This is a genomic window from Cyanobium sp. BA5m-21 (genome assembly GCF_024346235.1).
GTDB classification, from domain to species: domain Bacteria; phylum Cyanobacteriota; class Cyanobacteriia; order PCC-6307; family Cyanobiaceae; genus Cyanobium_A; species Cyanobium_A usitatum.
This window is the reverse complement of record NZ_JAGQCO010000084.1, coordinates 1-5,875: the sequence shown is the minus strand read 5'-3', so window position 1 is coordinate 5,875 and position 5,875 is coordinate 1. Positions and strand designations below refer to the sequence as shown.

The following is a 5,875-nucleotide window of genomic DNA, read 5'->3' as shown; positions in this document are numbered from 1 at the left end:
AGGCCACGAGCTTGTCGAGGAACGCCTCCATCCCCAGCCCGTTCTTCACCAGCACCCCTGCCTGGCGCAGGGCCGTCAGATCGCCCGGTTTGGCCTGGAAGTCGTGGGGGCCCAGGTTGGGAGGGATCAGTGCGGTGACCGTGGCGCAGTCGCCCGCCACCGCCTTGGTGAACAGGGTGATCGGCAGGAAGGTGGTGACCACCTTGAACGCCTTGCCACCGGAGCTGGAGTCGTTGGTCTGCCTCGGGGCTACGCAGCCCACCAGGACGAGAGCCAGTGCCAAAAGACCGGTGCGTTGCAGGCAGGCGAACAAAAAGCTCATCAGGATTCAGACAACAAGAGTGGATGGCCCATCAGGGAAACCAGGGCGGCGACCCTCACGACAGAAGGAGCTGCAATGAGAATCATTCTTATCGTAACGGAGACTGTTTCGCCTTTTTGAGCAGGTCACGCCAGGAGAAGCCGCGGGCGGCGAGGCCTTGCTGCAGAGCGTCCAGCAGCGCCAGGGCGTGGTCAAGATCCTCACCGTCCACGCCCTGATGCCAGTCCCCGGTCAGCTGTTGGCAGGCCGCATCAAGCCCAGCAGCAGCGGTGATGGCGCCGCCGCTGGTGCGCCCATCTGGCCGAAGTCGGGCTCTTGCGCTGAGTGCATCCACCGGCGGAGGCAGGGCCTGGGGGCCTCCGCCGGTTGGCGTGTCACCGTCTTCAAAAAAACAACTGCGGGCGCCTGTGTGGCAAGCCACATCCCCCACCTGCTGCACGCTTAGCAGCAGCACGTCTGCATCGCAGTCGTAGCGAAACCCCCGCAGCAGCTGGATGTGTCCGCTGGTTGCTCCTTTGTGCCAGAGCTGCTGGCGCGAGCGGCTCCAGTAGTGCACCTGCCCGGTCTCAAACGTGGCCAGCAGCGATGGGCTGGTCATCCAGGCCAACATCAACACCGCACCGTCGAGCCAGTCCTGCGTGATGGCGGGGATCAAGCCATCGGCGTTGAAACGCAGGTGATCGACGCAGGCGCGTGGCCATCGCTCCATGGCGCTCATGCCCTGACCCCCTCATCCGGATCGAGGGGCCACATCACCCAGCCGCCCTCCTCACCGCCAGCTGCCAGGGCCTTGCGGTCGGCTCGCCAGGCCACGCTGCTGAGCGCCTGACCATTCAGTTCGAGCACCTGGAGCAGGGATCCGGCTTCCGACCACAGCGCCGCGGTGCCATCACGCGAGGCCGTGACGATCGGGGCCTGGGCAGGGCCACAGGCCAGCGCTGAGATCCGATCCAGATGAAAGGGCAGCAGCACGGCGTTCCAGGCCTCAAGGTCACCCCCCTGGCCCGACCACACCACAGCGGCCTCCGCCGCTGCGACCAGCAGCCCTTGCTGTCCGCTGGCCAACCGCGACAGCGCCAGCGCATGGATCTTGCCCGGCAGGTCACCTACGCCAAGCATGGGTTGCTGCAGATCCCGCCACAGCACCAGGCGGCGATCCAGCAAACCAGCTACGAGCCAAGGGGGGTCCGATCCCCAAACCAGCTGTAGAACCGCCGAGCCCGTTTCCAAGTGCAGCGGCTCCGGGACCGGCTGGGCCGGAGACGGCGTTGGCGGCAGGCTCCAGATCCACACCCCCTGCCCCGTGCCCACTGCCAATTGATCACCCGCTGGGCTCCAGCTCAATGCCATCACCGCAGATCCAGGAATGCGTAGGGGCGGCAGCCAGATCTGAGCCTCGCTGTGCCAGAGGCAGATCTCCGCTCCCCGTGCCACCGCCAGCAACACGCCATACGGTTGCCACGCCAGTTGATCAATCCATCCCCCCAGTGGCGGCACCGGCCTCTGTTCGGGCACGTCTCCGTCCAGTTGCCAGAGCGAGATCACACCACCCTCACCGGCGGCAGCCAGCCGGCTGCCACAGCTGGAGAAACCCAGGGCGTCAAAGCCCTTGCTCCCGGCAGCGGTGGCCTCCTGCAAGGGCCAGTCCACGCCGGCCGCGAAATCCACAAGGATGAAATCCCCAGCTGCGCTGGTGATGGCCAATTGGGCAGCCTGGGGAGCCCAGGCTAAGCCGGTGATGCAGCCCTGAACCTTGCCGCGCAGTTGCTCCTTCACCGGTCCTTGGGCCGTGGCTGATGCGGGCTGCGAGAGCTCAACCATCACGGGTGCTGCACTCCAACAGCTGGTTGAGCCGCATCCGCTGCTCGCCGTGCGGATCAGGGGCCAGCTCACCGACCAGCTCCTGAGCCAAGCGCTCGACAGCCTGCGGCCACTCCACCTCACCGGTGCGCTGCAGCAGCAGCTCCACCGAAAGCAGCCAGGCCTGCAGAGCCCTGAGATCGCTGAGCACCTGCCGCCGACCGATGGTCTGCCGCGCCAGGGAGGATGGTTCGCTGGCGAGGTGCTGGACAACAGCTGCCGTCAGGCTCTGCATGGCCTGGAGGCAGGCCCAGAGCTGCTGTTGCTGCCCCCGCAGGCTGTCCTGCCGTCGCAGCAGCCCATCGTGAAGCCGCTCGAAGCGCTCCTGCTCCTCGGGTGAGGGTTCCTGTTCCCAGGGGTCCTGACCAGAGAATTCCCGCGCGTCCGAAGTCATCGGCAGACGCCGGAGCCAGGGGGACGAGAGCAGCACCAAATGCTCCGCATCAGCAAACGATAATCATTCTCGTAAGATAGCTGCTTGGTGTTGTCCTCCTTGGCCATGCAGCGCAGAACAGCTTCACGGCAGGGGCAGAGCCCCATCACCCCAGTGGCACGCGCACCTGAGAAGCCCGCGCCTGTGCTGACCGTGGCGCTGCAGGCCACGGACCTTAGTGGCAGGCGGCAAACCGAACGGCAACTCCTCTCCCTGGCTGTTGGTCAAGACACACTTCCGGCCTGGCTGGAAATGGAGTTGGCAGGCCTGCAGCCAGGAACCACAAGGCGCTGGCGCGTGGGGCCTCGCCAGCGGCCCCTGGCACTGGTGGGCCATTCCCTCCTGCCCAGCAACGGGCTGATTTGGTTGCAGGTGGAGCTGCTCGAATCCCGCCAGCCCTCACTGCCAGGGGATGGGCCCAGTGGTTGCGCCTTGATCAGCCAGGCCGAGGTTCAGATGCTGTTTGAACGCTGGAACAACGCGTTGCAGAGCCGGGATCCGGAACGAATAGCGCACTTGTACAGCCGCGATGCGGTGCTGCTGCCAACGCTCTCGGATGAGCCCCGAACAGACCATGACAGCATCGTGGACTATTTCAGCCACTTTCTAGAGAAGCGACCCAGCGGTGAGATCAGCCAGCGGGAAATTCTGATCGGCTGCAACATGGTGCAAGACGCAGGTTTATACAACTTCCGCTTCCTTGACGGCAGCAACGCCCAGGCCCGCTACAGCTTTATCTACGTGCTTGAGAATGGTGAGTGGAAGATCTCCCACCATCACTCCTCCCTGCTGCCGGAAGCAACAAGAAGCTGATGGGCACCCTCAGGATCCAGCTCCACGACAGCCTGAGCCGGCGCAAGCGCCCCCTGCAGCTGGAGCAACCTGATCGGGTGACGCTGTATGTGTGCGGCCCCACCGTCTATGACTTGCCCCACATTGGGAATGCCAGGCCGGCTGTGGTCTTTGATGTGTTGGTGCGCTTGCTTCGCCACGCCTATCGGCAGGTGATCTATGTGCGCAACTTCACCGATGTCGATGACAAGATTAACGCGGCGGCAGCCTCAAAGGGGGTGCCCATTCGCACGATCACGGAGCGCACGATTGCCGCGTATCAGGCCGACATGCGCGCTCTGCATGTGCTTCCACCGGACCGGGAGCCCCGCGTCACCGAGCACATCAGCGACATCCAGCTCCTGATCGCCCAACTGCTGGATCGTGGCCATGCCTATGTTGCGGCGGGCCATGTGCTGTTTGAGGTGGCCAGCTTTGCCAGCTACGGCCAGCTCTCCGGCCGCACGAAGGAAGGAATGCAGGCCGGCGCCCGCGTGGAGGTGGCTCCCTTCAAGCGCGATCCCATGGATTTCGTGCTCTGGAAACCCTCCAGCCCAGACATGCCGGGTTGGGAGAGTCCCTGGGGTCGCGGACGGCCCGGCTGGCACGTGGAATGCACGGCCATGATCCAGCGCCACCTGGGTTTCCCGATCGACATCCACGGCGGCGGCCAGGACCTGATCTTTCCCCACCACGAGAACGAGATCGCTCAGGGCTGTGCTGCCACCGGTCTGCCCTATTGCCACACCTGGCTGCACAACAGCTTCATCACCGTGGCTGGGCAGAAGATGTCGAAATCCCTCGGCAATGTGCTGCTGGTCCGAGATCTGCTCCTGCAGGCTCCCGGCGAAGCCCTGCGCTTTGCCCTGCTGGCCAGCCACTACCGCCAACCCCTGGACTGGAATCAGGAGCGGCTCGTGCAGGCAAAACGCACGCTGGCGAGCTTCTACAGGGCCCTGAGTTGTAGCGACACCGCAGCAGTTGTTGGCGCGACTGGCAACGAGGGCGAACCAGATCCGATCGTGCTGCAGGCCCTGGCGGACGATCTCAACATCTCCGCCACCCTTGCCCGCCTGCATGGCCTGAGCCGGGAACTGCAACGCGCCAGCTCTGATGCTGCGCGGGAATCGCTCAGGGCCAGCCTGCTCGCCTCAGGCCGTTTGCTCGGCTTGCTCCAACAGGACCCCCTTCAGGCCCTGGCCGCCTTGCAGGCCCCGTCCCGGCCGGCCGAACGGTCGCAGCCGCAGCTGAACGAGGCGTCCATCGCCGAGCTCCAGAAGCGCCGCCTCCAGGCGCGTCAGGACGGCGACTTTCAGTTGGCCGACCGGTTGCGGCATCAGCTGATCGAGGCGGGGGTGACGGTCGCAGACGTCAGGGCCTGCCGTCCCATCGCTCCGCCAAGCCCTGCTCGACCCTCCCATCACCGTGGCTGAAACCGTGACGCGTCTCCTGCTGCTGCTGATCCGCGGCTACCAGATCCTGATCAGCCCACTGCTGGGGCCCAACTGTCGCTTCACTCCCAGCTGCTCCCAGTACGCCATCGAAGCGATCCAGATCCACGGGATAATCGGCGGCAGCTGGCTGTCGCTCTGCCGGCTGGGTCGCTGTCATCCACTTCACCCGGGTGGCTACGACCCCGTTCCACCCCCTATGCAGAAAGAGACAAGCCAGCCATGACCGCCTCTGATCCGCAACGGCGCTTGGAGCAGTTCAAGGCGTTCATGGGCGTTGGAGCCGCTGTTCAACCAAACCCGGCCCCACCGGAACGCCGCTGACGTTCCCTGCTTGGCACTTCCACCGGCCACAGCCACCAGCGGCCTTGATCGCCACCGGCCGCCAGATGACGGCCATCAGGCCGCCAGGCCAGCGCCTGGAAACCTTGCCCCTCCCCTTCCAGCGGCTGCCGCATCCGGCCGCGTCCATCCCAGAGGGCCACGGTGCCGTCGGCGGAGGCACTGGCCAGCAGGCTGCTATCAGGCGCAAAGGCAAGAGCATGAACGCGGTGCTGATGCCAAAGAAGGGGCTCGGGCTTCCAGCCCTGCTGGCTCTGATTGCGCTGTTGCCACAGCACCACGGTGTCGCCTGAGGCCACCGCCAAGGCGGGTGCCAGTCGACCAGGCTGATCGCTCCAGGCCAGGGCCCGCACCTTCGCGGGGAACCCACTGAACTGCCAGGGTCGGCCATAGCCCTCCTCGGGCCAGAGCAGCAGCGAGCGATCCATCTGGCCACAGGCCAGAAGCCCACCGATGGGCGAAAAGGCCAGGGCCAGGCCAGCCGAGCCCGTGGGGGCCCGCAGGGTCCAAGGGGCACCACAGCACCACTTCACCGTGGCAACTGGCCGCTAGCTGTACCCCATCGGCGCTCCAAGCCAGGGTCTGGATCGTGCCGGGCAACGGCAACGGTGGCTCACGCCATTGCCGGTTGGCCCC

The 5,875-nt window shown here is 65.5% G+C and carries 8 protein-coding genes; 3 read left to right on the top strand and 5 right to left on the bottom strand.

What is annotated here, in order from left to right; genetic code table 11:
• The 4 genes from KBY72_RS13975 to KBY72_RS13960 all read right to left on the bottom strand — a co-directional run.
• On the bottom strand, positions 1–322 hold a 322-nt coding region (locus KBY72_RS13975; RefSeq protein WP_254962369.1), incomplete at its 3' end, for a metal ABC transporter solute-binding protein, Zn/Mn family.
• An 88-nt stretch (positions 323–410) separates the two neighbouring features.
• Positions 411–1,031 (bottom strand): phosphoribosyl-AMP cyclohydrolase, encoded by a 621-nt coding sequence (gene hisI / locus KBY72_RS13970; protein ID WP_254932348.1) that lies wholly within the window; start codon positions 1,029–1,031, stop codon positions 411–413.
• A 5-nt stretch (positions 1,032–1,036) separates the two neighbouring features.
• A complete protein-coding gene (locus tag KBY72_RS13965) occupies positions 1,037–2,143 on the bottom strand; it encodes a WD40 repeat domain-containing protein (RefSeq protein WP_254962370.1) in 1,107 nt (368 codons plus the stop codon).
• Positions 2,136–2,576 (bottom strand): hypothetical protein, encoded by a 441-nt coding sequence (locus KBY72_RS13960; protein ID WP_254932350.1) that lies wholly within the window; start codon positions 2,574–2,576, stop codon positions 2,136–2,138. The genes KBY72_RS13965 and KBY72_RS13960 overlap by 8 nt, the downstream gene beginning before the upstream one ends.
• A gap of 153 nt (positions 2,577–2,729) precedes the next feature.
• On the opposite strand from KBY72_RS13960, the gene KBY72_RS13955 reads away from it, so the two are divergent.
• The 3 genes from KBY72_RS13955 to yidD are packed head-to-tail and all read left to right on the top strand — an operon-like array spanning position 2,730 to position 5,123.
• A complete protein-coding gene (locus KBY72_RS13955; RefSeq protein ID WP_254932351.1) occupies positions 2,730–3,428 on the top strand; it encodes an SgcJ/EcaC family oxidoreductase in 699 nt (232 codons plus the stop codon).
• The gene (cysS, locus tag KBY72_RS13950; RefSeq protein WP_254962372.1) at positions 3,428–4,879 is read left to right on the top strand and encodes a cysteine--tRNA ligase; all 1,452 of its coding nucleotides are present in this window, start codon (positions 3,428–3,430) and stop codon (positions 4,877–4,879) included. Before KBY72_RS13955 ends, cysS begins: the two co-directional genes overlap by 1 nt.
• 4 nt (positions 4,880–4,883) lie before the next feature.
• A complete protein-coding gene (gene yidD, locus KBY72_RS13945; protein ID WP_254962373.1) occupies positions 4,884–5,123 on the top strand; it encodes a membrane protein insertion efficiency factor YidD in 240 nt (79 codons plus the stop codon).
• A 64-nt stretch (positions 5,124–5,187) separates the two neighbouring features.
• On the opposite strand, the gene KBY72_RS13940 is transcribed toward yidD, so the two are convergent.
• The gene (locus KBY72_RS13940; protein ID WP_254962374.1) at positions 5,188–5,772 is read right to left on the bottom strand and encodes a WD40 repeat domain-containing protein; all 585 of its coding nucleotides are present in this window, start codon (positions 5,770–5,772) and stop codon (positions 5,188–5,190) included.
• Positions 5,773–5,875: the final 103 nt, after the last annotated feature.